Source organism: Dyadobacter sp. CY351 (genome assembly GCF_021502625.1).
Classification (GTDB): Bacteria; Bacteroidota; Bacteroidia; order Cytophagales; family Spirosomataceae; genus Dyadobacter; species Dyadobacter chenhuakuii.
This window is the reverse complement of record NZ_JAKFFU010000001.1, coordinates 264530-281398: the sequence shown is the minus strand read 5'-3', so window position 1 is coordinate 281398 and position 16869 is coordinate 264530. Positions and strand designations below refer to the sequence as shown.

The following is a 16869-nucleotide window of genomic DNA, read 5'->3' as shown; positions in this document are numbered from 1 at the left end:
TTTGAAAAACGAATGAATCAATCCCGAAATCCAACGCCATATTTAGTTTTCAGTTTGCTGCTTATCGTGCTGGATCAGCTTTCTAAATTCCTGGTTTACAAATATATGGAACCTGGATTTTCCGGCCAGATCCCGTTGATCGGCAATTGGCTGAAACTACATTATGTACTTAATCCGGGGATGGCGTTCGGCATGCAGCTGGGGCACGAATATGGCAAGCTTTTCCTGACATTATTCCGCCTTGTGGCTATGTGCGCCATTGGCTGGTATTTGATCCATTTGGCCCGTTCAGGCGCTTCAAAAGGATTGCTTTGGGCTCTGTCGATGATACTTGCCGGCGCTGTGGGTAATGTAATTGACAGCACATTCTATGGCGTTTTGCTTAAAAATGCGCCTTACGGCTCTCCTACTCCCTGGTTTCATGGCCAGGTTATTGACATGATTTTTGTTGATTTCTGGGAAGGGTTTATTCCGGAATGGATTCCTGTCTGGGGAGGACAATATTACTCTACACCGATTTTCAACATTGCCGATTCATGCATTTTCATCGGCGTATGCAGCATTTTAATATTCCAGGGAAGCTTTCACTCGGATCATTCAGATCACTCGAATCACTCGGATCATTCAGATCATAAAGATGAGGATGAAACGCCCGTTGAAACGACATTAAGCGCAACGGATGAGCACACAGACATTCCTTCCACTCCTGTTAAACTGGAAGATGACGAAACGAAAAAAGAGAGCTAAGGCTCTCTTTTTGATATGATCTTGATTTTTAATTCTCTTCTTTGGTTAGTGGCACGAAATCCTTAAAGGACTTTTTTAGTGCAGCATCTGTGGCTTCCTTCTTGCTTTCCCAATTCGCATCCAGTTCCAATGCTACCAAACCACTCAGGTTCATAAGCGCTTTGAATTCGTCGAGTTTACGGATAAAATCAGGTGTCCTCCGCGCAGATTTCTGAGCATATTCACGGGCAAAAACATCTCCCTTATTTTGCAGCTCATTTTTCTTTTGCAATACGTAATTAAAACGATCTAAAAGTCCGTTCGTGGACTTACCGATCACCTCAGTTGCCTCCAATGTTCCAACCGTCGCAACCGTCGTCCCGCCAATGGTTGTAATGTAACCACGGGCTTTTCCCTTATCGTCTGTAAACTGTGGCGCCAGCCCGGTCGTTGCTCCTAGCGAAGCATTTAGCAATGATCTGCTCCTCTTCCCGCGTTTCGCTTTGGAATACGCTTTTTTCAGGTAAATTTCCTTCTCCTGCATTTGCTCCAGAAGCCCCCATGCATTCACGAGTGCGCCCTTGTATAAGCCGTACACATACGCGTCACGAAGACTTTCATCCACAGTGTTTTTGATCACAAAGCGGATCGTCTTCTCCTTTTTGTTCTGCGCCTTGTCCATCACGTAAAAAATGATGTTAAAGGAAAGAGTATCAAACGGATCTTTTACAAAATCATAACCCGGCTCCCATATGAACTCGTAACTGGTAGGCGCGTTTTTTACCAAAGCTTCCTTGGGAACATTCTTATTTTCAGAAATGAATGCGAATGTGGAAATGTCGTCTTCTCCGTTTGGATCGGACAATGCGAAACGCAGATTAATGCGGTTGTTTTCCGCGCTCCTGATCGTGGAAACCTGTGGCACAATCGTAAAGTCCGGTGCCAGGTCCATCTGTGTAATGTTCAATCGCAACCTGCCTTTTGTGCGCTCTTTGGACGGCTGATCTTCTACATAGAACTCAACATACTTAGGCGATTCCTTCAAAATATTGAACTGCTTGGTAGAAGGCTCCCAGACGATTTCACCTGCTGCCGAAAGCTTCATTCCCTCAGGCATTTCTTCCAGAATGGGAACAAAAACAACGGGATCACCATCCGGATCACGGACAGAGTTCATATCGATCTGGTAGGTGTTCTGAGTTCTGTATTGAATGTAGAAAGGCTTTAATTCGTCAACTTGCGGAGGCCGGTTCACGTGCATGACTTTAAACACCACCTCTCGGGAAGCACTTTCACCCGATGTGCTCTGTGCTTCAAACACAACAGGAAAGGATTTCGAAGTATTGATCCGGTCAGCAATGTCGTAACCCGGAGTCCAGATGAAATGCCCGAGCGAGTCAAACTTCATCTCTTTAAGATAACCGGTAGAAATACTATATCGCACAGAATCGCTTTTTCCACCTTTGGTCTGAAGATGAAAATTGATCTCCTTCCCTTCACTCAGCACATTCCATTCGGATTCATTCGGGAAAACAATCTGCAAGGGGCCTGTTGCAGAACTCTTCATATTATCCTGCCCCTGCGCCTTTGAGAATAAGAAAACGGCTGTCAGAAGTATCAGTATTTTATGAATATGCTTTGTAATCATAACTTCCAAAATATAATTAATTCCATGTGTCGAGAAACCCTTTGAGTCTAACGCAAAACTAGCAAATACTATATAGAAAAGCGTTTTGAATAATTTTTAAATTGATATTTGAAAACGGAAGCCCTGCTAATCAGATTGATTTTGGACATTTCAAATAATAGTGCAGTGTAAAAACGTCGGCCTTGCTAAATACAAATACCGGAGGAAGCCATTTTAAAGACTACCCTCCGGTATTTTAAGTTCAAAGAAGCTGCTACTATTTTTTCTTTGGTGTCGTAGCCGCAGGTGTTGTAGCTGGTGCTGCTGCGCCTGTTTTTGCAGGTGCTGCTACTGGTGCAGCTGTTCCCGGCTTCGCTGCCGCAGGAGCTGCTGCTTCGATTTTGTCGGGATCCACACCTAATTTTCTTAGGATAAGATTGGTTGCATTGTTGTCTTCAGAAGCTGCAAACAAGATGATCGGAGTTGTTCCAGCACCTGCATCCATGTTCAGGATGTAAAGGAATCCGCTTTCTTTTCCAACTTCCTGGATAGCGTTGTTAACCTTTGTCAAGATCGGTTCAAGCAATTGTTGCTGCTTAGTCTGCAAAGACGTCTGAGCGTTGTTTTGCATTTCTTGAATTCTGGTTTGCAGGTTTTGCAATTCTTTTTCTTTATCTGCACGGATAACATCAGTCATATTAGCGCCATTTTTCTGATAGGCTTCATACTTCTCCTGTGCTTCCTTGTATGTTTCTCCTAATGCTTTATCCAACTGAGCCTTTGTAACTTCAAGCTGGTTCTGCATTACTTTACTTTCTGGTAACTTGCCAATTATATAATCAACATTGGTATAACCGATTTTAGTAAGTCCGCTTGCAGGAGTTGTTTGTGCTAACAGAGGGGTTGTAATAATGGTCATTACGACCAAAAAAGCTATCAATTTTTGTTTCATTGCTTTGTTACTTAAGTTTACTGTTTGTACTTTTTTGTTTTGGTGAGTTTTGTGTCGGGGCCTGGACGGGTGGCTGCTCTGCCTTTCCTACTTTCTCTTCCGCAGCTGCTTTTGTTGCTTTTGGATTAATACCAAGCTCCTCCATCACATAATCCGAGTAATCGTGCTTGGGATTTGTATAAAGCATGCCTACATCGCTGGACTTATCAAACATAAAATCGAGCCGGCGCTGGCTGCAAACTTTGGTAACTGCTCGCTGCACTTTTTCAAGGACAGGCTTCATCAATTCTTTCTTTTTCTGAAAAAGAAGTCCTTCCATGCCGAAAATCTTACTATTGTATTCTCCGGCTTCGAGTTCTTTTTCCTTAATCTCGCTCTGTCTCTTCCGTTTTAAGTCTTCGGTTAGCAGGATCTCCTCAGCCATATAAGCACGCTGCATGCGATCGACTTCTAGAAATTTATCCTGGATCTCTTTGGCCCACTTGTCAGAGAACTTCTTCATCTCTGTTTGTGCCAATTGGTACTCAGGCATTTTACTGGTGATGAATTCCATGTCTGTGTAACCTATCTTTTGCGCCCAGGACGCTGATCCACATAGAATTGACAAAACTAGTAAAATAAAAAACTTCTTCATGCCAGGGAGCTAATAATTTGCAAACTTCTTAACGAAACTACAATCAGAAATATTATCTGATCTGCTGACCAATCGTAAAATGGAATTGTGGTCCGCTTCGTTTCTGTTCTCCCTGTATTTTATCAAAACCGTAACCCCAGTCAATTCCCAGAAGTCCGAATGCAGGCATAAATATACGTGCTCCTACCCCTGCTGAACGTTTCAAATCGAATGGGTTGAACTCTTTATATGTTCCCCAGTTATTTCCTCCTTCTGCGAAACCTAATATAAAGATCGTTGCTTGCGGGTTCAGTGAAACCGGGTAACGAAGCTCCATTACATATTTGTTATACACAATTCCACCTCCTGATGCCGGGAAGCCCTGCTCGTTCTGTGGTCCTACTTTCTGATCCTGGTAACCACGCAAACCGATAATGTCCTGATCTGCGAGTGAGAATGAACCTTGACCTGCCAGACCGGATCCACCCACGATAAAGCGGCCGAACGGGCTGTAACCAACTTTGTCTCCATAAGCTCCAAGGAAACCCATGTGCGTACGAGCGCTCAATACCAGCTTTCCTGTGATAGTTGCATAATAGCTGGCGTCAAACATCCATTTGTGATATTCCACCCAACGATATGTGTCGGTCTTGTCTGTGAAAGTCTTCTTCCTGAATGCTGAATAAGGCGGCGTGAATGTTCCGCTCAAAGAAATGTTGCTTCCGTTTCTTGGGAATTGGAAATCGCTAAGGGTATTTCTGGATATCGTTGTGTTGAACGAAATATTGTTTGATACACCATTGCTATATCCAATCCGGAATATATCAAGGTCGTCCAGTCTGTATCGCTGATAGGACAGCGAATGGGTCATAACAAGATTGCGATCCGGTTCCTTAAGACGACGACCAAGTGATAAAGTAATTCCATTATTGAAATACCCGCCGCGGTAGCTCAGACCTCCGTTACCTTGGCCCAAATTGTTATAAAAAGAACGTGGATCTGTCATCCGGTAAACTGTGCGCTGTAAGGACACACCAAAGTTAATCGGTTTCTTGCCGCCAAGCCATGGTTCACTGAATGATAGCGAGTAGGTCTGATACTGCTTTCCGTTCGCCTGGAAACGCAACGATAGTTTCTGACCGTCACCGGAAGGCAATGGCCGCCAGGTTTCACGGTTAGGAATATTCTTCAGTGAGAAGTTATTGAAAACCAATCCAAGCGTTCCAACGAAACCAATGTATCCACCCCATCCACCGGATAATTCGATCTGGTCAGAAGGTTTTTCTTCTACAGTGTATTCGATATCTACCGTTCCGTCCTGCTGGTTGGGGATCGGGTTGATCTGAATTTTCTCAGGGTCGAAATAGCCCATTTGGGATAATTGACGCTGCGTGTTGATAATCTCTGTTTTACTGAATTTCTGTCCCGGCAATGTGAAGAGCTCCCTTAATACCACGCGGTCACTGGTTTTGGTGTTACCATTCAGCAAAATGCGGTTGATCGTTGCTTGCTTTCCTTCGAACATTCTTAATTCAACGTCAATAGAATCGCCTTCAACTGCCTTTTCAGTAGGCTCGATGCGGAAATACAGGTAACCGTCGTCCATATAAATGGAGCTAACGTCGGCACCAGGGATACCATTGATCTTTTTGTCTAGTTCTTCGGGATTGTAAACGTCGCCCTTCTTAACACCCAGACGCTCACCCAGGTAAGCCGATGTATAAAGGTAATTTCCTGACCAGGTGATGTCGCGATAGAAATACTTGGTCCCCTCGTCAATCTTCATGACAATGCTGATCGTTTCATCACCATTTTTAATGGAGTCGAATTCAATCGTTGCGTCTCGGTAACCGTTTTTACGATAATAGGCGATGAGTTTTTCCTTGTCTTCGTCGTATTTTTTAGGAATGTATTTGGATGGGTTGAAAAGACGGCCAATTCTTTTCTGCTTGGTGCCTTTCATTTTGCGTTTGAGGATTTTATCGCTCACCGCCGTATTTCCCTGAATGTCGATCTCCTCGATCTTAACCTTCTTTCCTTTTGTAATGGTGAAGTTAAGCGTAGCCTGTCCGCGCGTTGAATCAGGGATTTGCAACACTTTTACTTTAGTGTTGTAAAACCCTTTATCCATGTAATACTTCTTGATAACAAGCTGGGTGTTCTTGATTACGGTTGGCGTAATAACGCGCCCTTTGATCAATTTCACCTTATCATTCAATGTTTCGCGCTCGCCTTTGCGGATGCCTGAGAAGGAAACTTTGTAGAGTCTTGGACGCTCTTTAATGTGAATGTTCAACCAGATCTTTTCGCCTTCCACTTTCGTAGCAATGATCTCAACATCATTCAATGTTCCGAAGTCCATCATTCTTCTGATCGACGACGGGATTGCTGGTCCAGGAACGCGGATTTTATCGCCAGGTTTCAAGCCTGAGATCGAAACCATGGAATTAGGGTCCAGAAACTGGGTTCCTGAAACAGTCACTTCTGCAATTGTAAATTCTTTTGGATTAGCCGGGTCAATGCCCAAATTGGCGGCAGCAGAAGCAGGTTTTGATCCCGCAGCTCCCAGCCCGACCTTTTGTGCATTTGCTGAAAAACACCAGCAAAGCAGGATCAATGCTAAAATACTTTTGAGGTGTGCTAATGATCTATTCAAATTTTTCACAAGGTTCATATTATTACTTAGCACTATTCGCTTTGATTTGTTCACCAGTTTTGCCAAAACGACGCTCTCTGTTTTGAAAGGCGGCAATCGCTTCATATAAATGTTCCCGCCTGAAATCCGGCCAGAAAAGGTTTTCGTAAAAATACAGCTCGGCGTAAGCAAGCTGCCATAAAAGGAAATTGCTGATCCTGTGATCACCGCCTGTGCGCAGCATTAGGTCCACTTCCGGGCGGTTTTTGGTTGCCAGATTCGCAGCCAGCATTTCTTCGTTGATCTCCTCCGGTGCAATCACACCATTCTTTACATCCTCCGCAATCTTCCTCGCAGCCTGGGTAATGTCCCATTTTCCGCTGTAACCCAGCGCCAGGATCAGGTTAAGGCCTGTATTTGCCTTTGTGGCCTCAACCGCTTCCGCCAATGTTCTGCGGCAGCTCTTTGGCAGACTTTCCGTGTCACCGATCGTGTCCAGCTTTACATTGTTCTTGAGCATAGTAGGCAGCTCATTTCCAATAGACTGAACCAGTAATTCCATCAAAGCCCTTACTTCAAACTCGGGACGGGCCCAGTTTTCGGTGGAAAATGCATAAAGTGTCAAAAACCCGACACCTAGTTCCGCACAACCTTCGGTTACTTCCCTAACGGCCTTAATCGCGTTGCGATGGCCGAAAATGCGCGCTGCTCCCTGGTTTTGGGCCCATCTTCCGTTACCGTCCATGATAACGGCGATGTGCTTTGGCAGATTGCCCGTATCAATGAGCTCCTTCATTATTCCTGACCCCTTTAACCTTTTTTAACAAAAACAAAATGAACTACAGCGAGGATCTTTTCAAGTAAGATCAAAATTTAAAACTTCCCGCTTTTTTAAAGGGATCACTTTGTACATCATGATACGCAGGAATGCAGCATTCTGTGTCGAAAACTAAAAAAATATTAGTCTTAGCTTCGTCTCAAATTGCTATAAACCTTCTGATGAACAGTTGATTAACCTCAAAAATAGTAATGGAATTTAAAATCAGGGCGCAATTTAGGAATAAGTATGCCCTCTTCAAAATCATTATTTTGTGTCTAGGGACGGAGTAACCCGATTAATTATCAAGAAGATGGCGGATTGCTTCTCCGTATGTGCTGCCGCTTGTGAGCTGGGATGCCTTGCGGTCGCGCATGATAATGACATACTTGCTGTTGAAATGTTTTTGGATTTCTTTGATGTGGTGGGAATTAACGATCCCGGCGCGGCTAATGCGCAGATATTGCTTGGGAAGCTTCTCTTCCAGGGATGTCAGCGTATAATTGAGCAGATATTTTTGTCCGTCTAATGTGTTTAAAAAAACATACTTTTCCTCTGCTTCGAAATGGGTGATCTCGGTCAGCGGAATGAGCAAGATCCGGTCGCCTGATTTCACCGACAATGAGAAGATCTCTCTTTTCGGTTTCATTTCCTCTAACAGCCTGAGCAGGTTTTCGGAATAGGGATTTACCGTGGCGAGATTGTTGGCGCCTGCTTTGGTAATGTTGCGGATCTTCTCAATGGTCTTAATCAGCCGCTCATTCTCGACCGGTTTTAGCAAATAATCAACAGAATTTTCCTCAAAAGCACGGATCGCATACTGATCGTAGGCCGTTGAAAATATCACCAGCGGCATCTTGGTCAGCTTAGCGAGCATTTCGAAACCATTTAAAAGGGGCATTTCAATGTCCAGGAAGATGATATCGGGACTATGTTTGTCAATCTCGACCAACCCTTCTGCGCCGTTCTTTGCTTCGGATACAATGGTGAAAACGTCATTGTGTTTTTCCAAAAGCCTTCGAAGCCTGCTTAATGCCAGCGGCTCGTCATCTATGAGGATCGTTTTCAGCGGGAATTGGGTCATGGCCTTGATGTTGATTTTGTATAATAGCAGATTTTTGAATCGAAATGTTGACCGATTTGCGCGGCTCATTATGCAGTTCCAGACGCGCCGCATCGCCATAAAGCAATTTTAATTTGTCCTGAATGCTCCTCATTCCATATCCGGCGCCCATTGTTTCAGAAAACGGCGGGCCATTGTCGTGCACACATAAATGCAGCCACTCGTCTTCTTCGTAAATGCGAACCACGATTGCTCCTTGCTCGGCCAGCTTGGCAACGCCGTGCTTGATTGCGTTTTCCACGATGGGCTGTAAAATGAATTTGGGCACATGCAATTCTTTTAATGCAGGATCGGTCACCTCGACGGTAAATCTGAGGCGCTCCCCAAACCGAACTTTCTCCACCTGCAAATAAGTGGCAACCATTTCCAGTTCATTCTCGATTGTATCAAAGTAATCGTTCGTTTTTCTTCCGGTCGTGTATCTGAACAGTTTGGAAAGCAAAAGTGTCATTTCCTCGGCCTTATCGGGATCCTCATGGACGAGGCTGGCAATGCTGTTTAAGGAGTTGTATAAAAAATGGGGGTTAATGCGTGCCTGCAATGCGTCCAGCTCGGCGCGAGTTTTCAGCTTTTCCAGGTTTAGTAACTGAAATTCCTGATCTGAAATCTTCCTGGAAATCTGTTTGCCTTCGCGGCTCAGAAAGTAGAAAATATTGGCAACAATGATCGGACCCCACATATACCAATACCAGGGCGCATTCTGTGCGGCTTCATTGGGATAAAGATTCCTGTAATTGTCTACCAGCGTTACGCCAAAAAGAAAATAGACGGCTATTGCTAGCAAATTGTTCATTATGAGCACGATTACGGACAGAATTACGTGCCTAAGAATGGTTCGGGTGATGAAAACGTCGAGCCATATTGTGATTCCCTGAGTTAGCAGAATGGTAAAAACCCCCGCTATAACATTTTGGGAAACCAGATATTGATACAGCTTGATCCGGACGGGCTCATTGGTGAAGTAGATTTCAGCAGTAAAATAAGAGATCGCATTAATCCCGTATAACACAGTGGCTCCCAGGATAACAGCGACCACTGTCCCTATCCAACCCTGGTTTTGAATGATGCCAATGAGGTTAAGATCACGCCAGTTAAATGATTTTTCTTGTGAGGTAAAACTGAAATTGGCCCCCTCCACCCTGGCGCCTGTGAGGTCAACATCGGTTAAGCTGCTGAAACTCAAATCGGCATTGCGCAGGTCGGAGTTCCGGAATGTGGTGCGGTCCAATGCAGCGAAACGAAGCTTCGCATTGCGCAGGTTAGCGCCATCGAAATTGATGTCTTTAAGACTTGAAAAGCTAAAATCCGCATTTTCAAGGTCCATATTACTGAAATCCCTTCCATCCAGTGATGATGCCGTCATCCGCAGACGCTTCGTTCCTTTTTCGTTCATAATCTAAGTGAAACGCAATGTTACTGATTACTCCGGGCTAGCATCCATTCTGTTCCTGATTCGTCAATCGATCCAGCATCCTTTAATAAGGCGCTGGTTTTCTCCGGATACTTAAAATAAAAAAGCTTCATGGCTAATAGACTTGTGTTACTTGTTTACACAAATCTATCAGCCATGAAGCCCTATGGTAAGCGTTTTCCGACGAACTGCTCATTTCGAATGTATGAACGCCGTTGCAGCCGGAATGAAGAAGGAAGCTTAAAGCTCCTCCACAGTAATATTTTTCCAACGCACTTTAATGCCGCCACCATCGTGGATCTGCAATGCTATTGAACCGTCTCCGGCGCCAATTTTAGCATCGGTAAAATCAACCATTTGATTACCATTGAGATAGGTTTTAACATTATCCCCTACCGCACGGATTCTTAATGTGTTCCACTCGCCCATTTTCAGGAAACCTTCTTTTTCATCCGGGATTTGCACCAGCCAGTTACGACCGTAAGATTCGTAAATTCCGCCAGTGTCATGGTTTGGTGGCGCCACTTCAACCTGCCAGCCCGAAACTTTCGTTCCTGTAACCGTAGACCGGAAAAACACGCCGCTATTGCCATTTGCTTCTTGCTTGAATTGCAGGGAGAGGTCAAAATTCTTGTAAAACTTGTCGGTGGTGAGGTAGCCATATTGTTTATCCGGTCCGCTTTCGCAGATCAGTTCACCATTTTCTACATACCATTTTTCGGTCCCGTTAACTTTCCAGCCGCTCAGATCTTTCCCGTTAAATAACTTAACAGGCTTTTTCACTGGATTAGGAACGGGTGCTGTGAACACAAAAAATGCGGAGTTCAGTAACAATATAGTCGCACAGAGCACTATAAGTTGTCGAAGTTTTAACATAATAAATTGGGGGTTAGGATTAAAAAAATTTCAATTAGAATTCCGTCAAAATACATTTTCCATTAGTTTTACGGAAATTAACCAATTGGAAAGCTATGAAAAAAAACCGTTTTGTAGGGCGTTGTCTGGCATTTTTTTTACTTGCAGTGCTGCCATCAGGAGTAATTATTTCCTGCACTGAGAAGAGTGAAGACATAGTAAAGGGCAAAACGATTACAGAAGTCATCATGGAGAATGAGCGTTTCAGCATTCTGAAAGATCTTATGATCTATGCCAAGATGAGCGACGGATTGCGGACCGGTGAAGTAACTTTTTTTGCACCTGACAATGCTGCCTTTGGCCGTGCCAATATTTTCTCTTCCTCTGTGTTGACGGCGATGCCGGAAGATTCGGTTCGAAAACTTATCAATAACCACATTCTTGGAAAACAGCGGCTTGATTATAAGAGTCTTAAAGAAGAAAAGAAGAAGGCGATTGGAGGCAAAGAACTGAGCATTACCAAAAAGGACAGCATTTTTTCTGTAAACAGAGCGGACATTATCCTTTCTGATATCAGCGCTGCAAACGGGGTGATCCACATTATCGACAGCCTTGCCGTAAAATGATATAAAAAAAGAAGCTTAAAAAGGATCGGCCCGGTTGAACATTCAACCGGGCCGATCCTTTTTGGTAACCCTGATGTTTAGAATTGCTCGATATGGGCAAAGAAGAAGTTTCCTTCGATGGCAGCGTTCTCGTCGGAATCCGAACCGTGGATGGCATTGGCTTCCATGGATTTTGCAAACAATTTGCGGATGGTGCCTTCGTCCGCATTGGCAGGATTGGTAGCACCGATCAAAGTGCGGAAGTCCGCCACGCCGTTTTCCTTTTCCAGGATCATCGGAATGATCGGGCCGGAAGACATATATTTACATAAATCATTGTAAAAAGGACGCTCTTTGTGCACTGCATAAAATTCTCCGGCACGTTCCGCGCTAAGCTGAGTTTTTTTAACAGCGACAATCCGGAACCCGGCCTCTTCAATCATTTTGATAATGGCTCCGGAATGTCCGTCCTTAACGGCATCCGGCTTAATCATTGTGAATGTTCTATTTGTTGGCATACTGTTGGCTAGAATTTATTTGCTGCAAAACTATGCATTTTTTCATTTTATATCCTCGCGCTTCGGTTTACGCGGTGGCGCGCATGTTAAAACATAGCCCTGATAACCAGCCTTTAGGGCACAACATTGAGCAAATCCCAACAGTTTTATTAATTTTGTGGGCTGAATACGAACCGAATTTTCTTCTTTCCGAATTAAGTAACTGTGAATCAAACCGTTGAAGAGCTTAGCTCTTTTTTATCCCACCCCCAAAAAATCATCATTACGATGCATCGTGACCCTGACGCTGACGCGCTGGGATCGTCATTGGGCTGGGCAAGTTATTTAATTAAAAAAGGACACGAAGTTACAGTCATCAGTCCGACGGATTATACGGCCAATTTACGTTGGTTGTCTGGCATTGAGCATGTTCTGGTTTACGAAAAGCAGACGGATCAGGTTAAATGCAAGGAGAAAATTGCAAATGCTACATTAATATGCTGCCTGGACTTCTCAGCGCTTTCCCGACTTAAAGATTTAGGAAGGATTGTGGAAGAAGCCACTGCGCCTAAGTTAATGGTAGACCATCACCTTGAACCTGAGCATTTTGCAAAATGGATGGTTTGGGATACTTATGCTGCTGCTACGGCGCAGCTTATTTATAAGCTGATCAAAGAACTGGAAAATAATGCGCCGGTTACTGAGATCTTCGACATTCCCATGGCTGAATGCTTGTACGCCGGAATAATGACGGATACAGGCTCATTCAGACACGGTAATGTTACGCCAGAGGTTCATCTGGCCGTTGCTGACCTGATGCTCACGGGATTTGATTCCAGCCGTGTGCACCGACTTATTTACGACAATGCGCCACTCTCGCGTTTGCAATTTCTAGGTTACGTGCTCTCTCAAAAATTAGTGGTTTTACCCGAATACAGAACCGCCTACATGGTTTTGACGGAAGCGGAACTGCAAAAATTCAATTCCAGCACGGGAGAAACCGAGGGAATCGTTAATTACGGTTTGCAGGTTGAAAACGTGGTAATGTCTGCTATGTTCATTGAAAGAAAAGGTGAAGTGAAAATTTCATTCCGTTCGGTAGGCACATTCTCGGTGAGAGACCTGGCGAGCACCTATTTCAATGGCGGCGGACACAAAAATGCATCTGGCGGAAGATCGGAACAATCAGTGCATGATACAGTTGCCACTTTTCTAAATATTCTTCCGGAATACCAACAAGAACTTTTAAACGTTGACTAAGCTTAAATTTTACTTCAAAAATCACATCATAATCTTTCCAATTAACACAATCCAATGAATTTAAAATCAATAGGTTACGCAATGGGCGTAACTATTCTAGCAGCGGCTTGCAACCAACATAAGACGCAGGTTACTGAATCCGGACTGAAATACCAGATTTTCGAGCACGAAGATGAAGCGCGAAAAGCCAAATTGGGAGACATTATGACATTCCACTTTGTGTTGAAAAACGGCAGCGATTCTACGCTTCGTGATACATATAAAGAAGGCACACCGCAAAAAATGGTTTTGCAGGCTCCTCAGTACAAAGGCAGTTTTGAAGAAGGCCTTGCTTTGCTTGCAGCGGGAGACAGTGCTAAAATATCGATCAATGCAGATTCAATGTTTGCAAAAATCGGCCAGCCTATGCCTCCTATGATCAAAAAAGGATCTGATCTGAGCTTCACCGTGAAAGTGGTTAGTGTGCTTACACCTGAGGAATTCCAGAAACAACTTGCCGAAGCTGGTTCCAAGCAAAAAGCGATCGATACGAAAATAATTGACGATTATATCGCAAAAAATAACCTGAAAGGAAAAGCGCAGAAGACAGCATCCGGCCTGGCTTATGTGGATGCCGTTCCAGGAACGGGCGACAGCCCAAAAGCAGGTGATAATGTAAAAGTGCATTACACAGGAAAATTGCTCGACGGCAAAGTGTTTGACAGCTCACAGACTGGCGGCCGCGGCCCTATTGACTTCCAGGTTGGTGTGGGAATGGTTATTCCAGGTTGGGAAGAAGGCATTATGATGATGAAAAAAGGTGGAAAACGCACATTGATCATTCCATCTGGCCTTGCTTACGGAGCTGAGGGATCGCCGGGAGCCATTCCTGCAAACTCGGTTCTGCTATTTGACGTTGAATTGGTTGATTTCGGAAAGGCGCCAGCACAGCAACAGCCTGGCCTGCCAACAAGGTAACTATCAGATATGAATTAAAACGGCTGCTTCACAAGAGTAGCCGTTTTTTTGTGTAAAATGCATTTAGAACATAACATTATAGCATGAAACTTTGCTTTGCCACCAATAATCTGAACAAGTTAAAAGAGATACAAGCATTGCTCGGTGACCAGTTTGAGCTTGTTACACTGAGCGACATTGGCTGTGAAGCAGACATTCCAGAGCCATTTGAAACAATCGCTGAGAATTCTGCTGCGAAGGCCAGATATGTCTGGGAACATTACGGCATCAACTGCTTTGCCGACGATACAGGACTGGAAGTCGCGGCGCTTAGTGGTGAGCCCGGCGTTCATTCGGCTTATTATGCGGGGCCGCAACGGGATGCTAATGACAATATGGATTTGCTGCTCAGCAAACTGGCTGCGCACAGTGACCGCAGCGCCCGGTTCCTGACGGTGATCACACTCGTGATGAACGGCGTATATCAGCAGTTTGCAGGAACGGTTGAAGGTAACATTATCACCGAAAAGAGAGGCAGCAATGGCTTTGGTTATGATCCTGTATTTATGCCTGCTGATCTGGAAAGAACATTTGCCGAAATGACATTGGAAGAAAAATCACAGTTAAGCCACCGGGCGCGCGCATTTGCCGGGCTGGTCAGCTTTTTGAAGCAACTATAATGTAACGAGTAAACATCATTTCTAAACAGCATTCAAATGGCGGACTTCAATGCAAGCGATTATCGCGTCGACGGGACCGAGAAATTCAGTATCAAAAAGGCCAAAACGCGCTTCAAGGACATTTACAAGGATAAGGAAGAATATGAATCCATGCAGGCGGAGTCGGCTAAGGAGCTGGATGTGCTGCAGAGTATGATGTACGCACATAATCGCTATGGCTTACTGGTCATATTTCAGGCGATGGATGCGGCCGGCAAAGATGGGACGATCAAGCATGTGCTTGCAGGGGTGAATCCGGTGGGCGTGAAAATACATTCATTTAAAAGGCCTACGGAGACAGAACTGGAACATGATTATCTGTGGCGGAGTAACCTTGTGCTTCCTCAACGCGGAACGATCACGATCTTCAACCGCAGTTATTACGAGGAAGTGCTCGTTGCCAAAGTGAATCCAGAGATCATCACGCAATCGCAACGGCTGCCTGTTGAATTGACGGAGGACATGGACAAGCTTTGGAAACACAGATATTCGGATATCCGGAACCTCGAAAAATATCTTTACAGAAACGGCATCCGGGTAATCAAGTTTTTCCTGAATGTGTCGAAGGAAGAACAAGCTTCGCGCCTTATTGAGCGGATAGAAGACCCTTCAAAAAACTGGAAATTTGAGGAGCAGGATGTGAAAGTGCGCGGGCAGTGGGATGAATATATGCAGGCTTACGAAGATTGCATCAATAACACGGCTACAAAGAAAGCGCCTTGGTATGTTGTTCCGGCAGATGACAAAAAGAATCTGAGGCTGACAGTAGCCAACATAATCGTGGAAGAACTTAAAAAGATGGATATGTCTTATCCGGAGTCAGGCCCTGAGCGGTCAGAAGAACTGCATCACTTTATCGATGTGATTAATGCACAGAACACTGAGGATTAAGCACAAAAAAGGCGGCTGAATAATCAGCCGCCTTTGATAGTTATGCATGGTGTGAATTCTAATTCTTATTTCTTGATAGTGAAGTTTCCACCACCAATTTTATAACCTTCTGCATACAATTCAACATTGTATTTGCCTGGACGGAATTGTGAGCTGTTGTCATACAACAATTCAACTTTCTGGTTATTGTTTTGGTAAGCAATAGACTCACGAGTTGTGAACTTAGATGGTGCTCCATCCACTTCAAACTCTCCTGATCCAGTTGCGTCATCTGCTACAACCGCTCCTTCTGGGTCAAGCACACGCACATAGATGTCCTTCGACTCTTGTGCTGTCAACTCATTTTCAGGAAGCGTAAATACCATTTTGATTTTGTCAACACGGCTTGCTTTGTACTCTTCTTTATCTTTCACCTTACCTCTTGAATTAACAGTAAGGATTTTCAGATTTGCAGCTTTCAATGCAGCAGCCTTTGTTACTTTGTCGCTAAGCTCTTTGTTAGCAGCCGTAAACGTTACTACTGAATCAGTAAGTTCAGCCTGACGTTGTACCAATTTCTCACGCTCGCTGGTCAAACTTCCAACGTGTGTGCTTAAAGAGTCATTCGATGCAACCAATTTCTCGTTTTCAAGCTTCAATTGAGCGATCACCTCGTCTTTTTCTACCAGGAATTTCTCGTATTCCTTGATTTTGCCAAGATACTTATTGGTCTCAACTCTCTTACTTCTGCTGAAAGCTAATTTATCTGCTTCCAGTTTTTCTTTAACCTTAGTCAATTCTGATACGTCACCACCCAATTTTTCAATTTCAGCGATTTTCGCATCCAATACTGTCGAAATAGAATCTAATTTAGTTTTGGTCACAGCCAATTCTCTGGCTTTTTCAACAACCATTGTTTCCTGCTGAGTCAACTCATTTTTTTGAGTCGTAAACAAGTAGCCAAACATGGCCGTCGCAAGCCCAAGGACAACAACCATTGCCCAGGCGATACTTTGCTTATTCTTTTGTTCTTGTTCCATCGATTTAGAAAATTTATTAATGTGATTTAGTTTACATGTTGACAGGTTAAAAATTCACCTAGGGTCTACATGGATTTGATCTTAAAATCTCTAATTCTATGCCGAATTGCCGATCCGGACCTTTTACAGGCGATTATAACATTCAATTTTTATATAAATAATACTAAAAAAGAGGCTCAGTAA

At 44.0% G+C, this 16869-nt stretch carries 16 protein-coding genes; 6 read left to right on the top strand and 10 right to left on the bottom strand.

What is annotated here, in order from left to right; all coding sequences use genetic code 11:
• The first annotated feature begins 12 nt into the window (after positions 1 to 12).
• Positions 13 to 747 carry a lipoprotein signal peptidase gene (locus L0660_RS01180; protein ID WP_235156888.1) on the top strand — a complete coding sequence of 245 codons (735 nt, stop codon included), beginning with the start codon at positions 13 to 15 and terminating at the stop codon, positions 745 to 747.
• A gap of 28 nt (positions 748 to 775) precedes the next feature.
• Here L0660_RS01180 and L0660_RS01175 read toward each other — a convergent pair whose 3' ends face one another.
• The 8 genes from L0660_RS01175 to L0660_RS01140 all read right to left on the bottom strand — a co-directional run bounded on the left by L0660_RS01175 (position 776) and on the right by L0660_RS01140 (position 10780).
• Positions 776 to 2374, bottom strand: a complete 1599-nt coding sequence (locus L0660_RS01175) for a hypothetical protein (protein WP_233795168.1) — start codon at positions 2372 to 2374, stop codon at positions 776 to 778.
• A gap of 256 nt (positions 2375 to 2630) precedes the next feature.
• Positions 2631 to 3305: an OmpH family outer membrane protein gene (locus L0660_RS01170; RefSeq protein WP_026631270.1), complete on the bottom strand. Its 675-nt coding sequence runs from the start codon at positions 3303 to 3305 to the stop codon at positions 2631 to 2633.
• A 7-nt stretch (positions 3306 to 3312) separates the two neighbouring features.
• The gene (locus L0660_RS01165) at positions 3313 to 3939 is read right to left on the bottom strand and encodes an OmpH family outer membrane protein (protein WP_233795167.1); all 627 of its coding nucleotides are present in this window, start codon (positions 3937 to 3939) and stop codon (positions 3313 to 3315) included.
• 52 nt (positions 3940 to 3991) lie between these two features.
• Entirely contained in the window at positions 3992 to 6592 is a 2601-nt protein-coding gene (gene bamA / locus L0660_RS01160) for an outer membrane protein assembly factor BamA (protein ID WP_233795166.1), read from the bottom strand.
• A 4-nt stretch (positions 6593 to 6596) separates the two neighbouring features.
• Positions 6597 to 7349 (bottom strand): isoprenyl transferase, encoded by a 753-nt coding sequence (locus L0660_RS01155; RefSeq protein WP_235156887.1) that lies wholly within the window; start codon positions 7347 to 7349, stop codon positions 6597 to 6599.
• Positions 7350 to 7668: 319 nt separating this feature from the next.
• On the bottom strand, positions 7669 to 8454 hold the full coding sequence (locus tag L0660_RS01150) for a LytTR family DNA-binding domain-containing protein (RefSeq protein WP_235156886.1): 786 nt from the start codon (positions 8452 to 8454) through the stop codon (positions 7669 to 7671).
• On the bottom strand, positions 8417 to 9886 hold the full coding sequence (locus L0660_RS01145; RefSeq protein ID WP_235156885.1) for a histidine kinase: 1470 nt from the start codon (positions 9884 to 9886) through the stop codon (positions 8417 to 8419). Before L0660_RS01145 ends, L0660_RS01150 begins: the two co-directional genes overlap by 38 nt.
• Before the next feature lie 258 nt (positions 9887 to 10144).
• Positions 10145 to 10780 (bottom strand): DUF1080 domain-containing protein, encoded by a 636-nt coding sequence (locus tag L0660_RS01140; RefSeq protein WP_235156884.1) that lies wholly within the window; start codon positions 10778 to 10780, stop codon positions 10145 to 10147.
• 95 nt (positions 10781 to 10875) lie between these two features.
• Between L0660_RS01140 and L0660_RS01135 the strand changes: the two genes are divergently transcribed.
• The gene (locus tag L0660_RS01135; RefSeq protein ID WP_235156883.1) at positions 10876 to 11385 is read left to right on the top strand and encodes a fasciclin domain-containing protein; all 510 of its coding nucleotides are present in this window, start codon (positions 10876 to 10878) and stop codon (positions 11383 to 11385) included.
• 77 nt (positions 11386 to 11462) lie between these two features.
• Here the strand turns inward: L0660_RS01135 and L0660_RS01130 are convergent, their stop codons facing one another.
• Positions 11463 to 11882, bottom strand: a complete 420-nt coding sequence (locus L0660_RS01130; protein ID WP_026631263.1) for a nucleoside-diphosphate kinase — start codon at positions 11880 to 11882, stop codon at positions 11463 to 11465.
• Between the two features lie 204 nt (positions 11883 to 12086).
• Between L0660_RS01130 and L0660_RS01125 the strand changes: the two genes are divergently transcribed.
• The 4 genes from L0660_RS01125 to L0660_RS01110 all read left to right on the top strand — a co-directional run bounded on the left by L0660_RS01125 (position 12087) and on the right by L0660_RS01110 (position 15667).
• A complete protein-coding gene (locus L0660_RS01125) occupies positions 12087 to 13121 on the top strand; it encodes a bifunctional oligoribonuclease/PAP phosphatase NrnA (RefSeq protein ID WP_235156882.1) in 1035 nt (344 codons plus the stop codon).
• A 54-nt stretch (positions 13122 to 13175) separates the two neighbouring features.
• The gene (locus L0660_RS01120) at positions 13176 to 14078 is read left to right on the top strand and encodes an FKBP-type peptidyl-prolyl cis-trans isomerase (RefSeq protein WP_233795159.1); all 903 of its coding nucleotides are present in this window, start codon (positions 13176 to 13178) and stop codon (positions 14076 to 14078) included.
• Between the two features lie 83 nt (positions 14079 to 14161).
• Entirely contained in the window at positions 14162 to 14737 is a 576-nt protein-coding gene (gene rdgB, locus L0660_RS01115; RefSeq protein WP_235156881.1) for an RdgB/HAM1 family non-canonical purine NTP pyrophosphatase, read from the top strand.
• Positions 14738 to 14773: 36 nt separating this feature from the next.
• Positions 14774 to 15667, top strand: a complete 894-nt coding sequence (locus L0660_RS01110; RefSeq protein ID WP_235156880.1) for a polyphosphate kinase 2 family protein — start codon at positions 14774 to 14776, stop codon at positions 15665 to 15667.
• Between the two features lie 65 nt (positions 15668 to 15732).
• Here the strand turns inward: L0660_RS01110 and L0660_RS01105 are convergent, their stop codons facing one another.
• Entirely contained in the window at positions 15733 to 16686 is a 954-nt protein-coding gene (locus L0660_RS01105) for a hypothetical protein (protein ID WP_233795156.1), read from the bottom strand.
• Positions 16687 to 16869: the final 183 nt, after the last annotated feature.

Coding starts and splice junctions, on each gene's coding strand:
- L0660_RS01180 (WP_235156888.1), top strand. CDS start 13: ATGAATCAATCCCGAAATCCAACGCCATATTTAGTTTTCAGTTTGCTG.
- L0660_RS01175 (WP_233795168.1), bottom strand. CDS start 2,374: ATGATTACAAAGCATATTCATAAAATACTGATACTTCTGACAGCCGTT.
- L0660_RS01170 (WP_026631270.1), bottom strand. CDS start 3,305: ATGAAACAAAAATTGATAGCTTTTTTGGTCGTAATGACCATTATTACA.
- L0660_RS01165 (WP_233795167.1), bottom strand. CDS start 3,939: ATGAAGAAGTTTTTTATTTTACTAGTTTTGTCAATTCTATGTGGATCA.
- bamA (WP_233795166.1), bottom strand. CDS start 6,592: ATGAACCTTGTGAAAAATTTGAATAGATCATTAGCACACCTCAAAAGT.
- L0660_RS01155 (WP_235156887.1), bottom strand. CDS start 7,349: ATGAAGGAGCTCATTGATACGGGCAATCTGCCAAAGCACATCGCCGTT.
- L0660_RS01150 (WP_235156886.1), bottom strand. CDS start 8,454: ATGACCCAATTCCCGCTGAAAACGATCCTCATAGATGACGAGCCGCTG.
- L0660_RS01145 (WP_235156885.1), bottom strand. CDS start 9,886: ATGAACGAAAAAGGAACGAAGCGTCTGCGGATGACGGCATCATCACTG.
- L0660_RS01140 (WP_235156884.1), bottom strand. CDS start 10,780: ATGTTAAAACTTCGACAACTTATAGTGCTCTGTGCGACTATATTGTTA.
- L0660_RS01135 (WP_235156883.1), top strand. CDS start 10,876: ATGAAAAAAAACCGTTTTGTAGGGCGTTGTCTGGCATTTTTTTTACTT.
- L0660_RS01130 (WP_026631263.1), bottom strand. CDS start 11,882: ATGCCAACAAATAGAACATTCACAATGATTAAGCCGGATGCCGTTAAG.
- L0660_RS01120 (WP_233795159.1), top strand. CDS start 13,176: ATGAATTTAAAATCAATAGGTTACGCAATGGGCGTAACTATTCTAGCA.
- rdgB (WP_235156881.1), top strand. CDS start 14,162: ATGAAACTTTGCTTTGCCACCAATAATCTGAACAAGTTAAAAGAGATA.
- L0660_RS01110 (WP_235156880.1), top strand. CDS start 14,774: ATGGCGGACTTCAATGCAAGCGATTATCGCGTCGACGGGACCGAGAAA.
- L0660_RS01105 (WP_233795156.1), bottom strand. CDS start 16,686: ATGGAACAAGAACAAAAGAATAAGCAAAGTATCGCCTGGGCAATGGTT.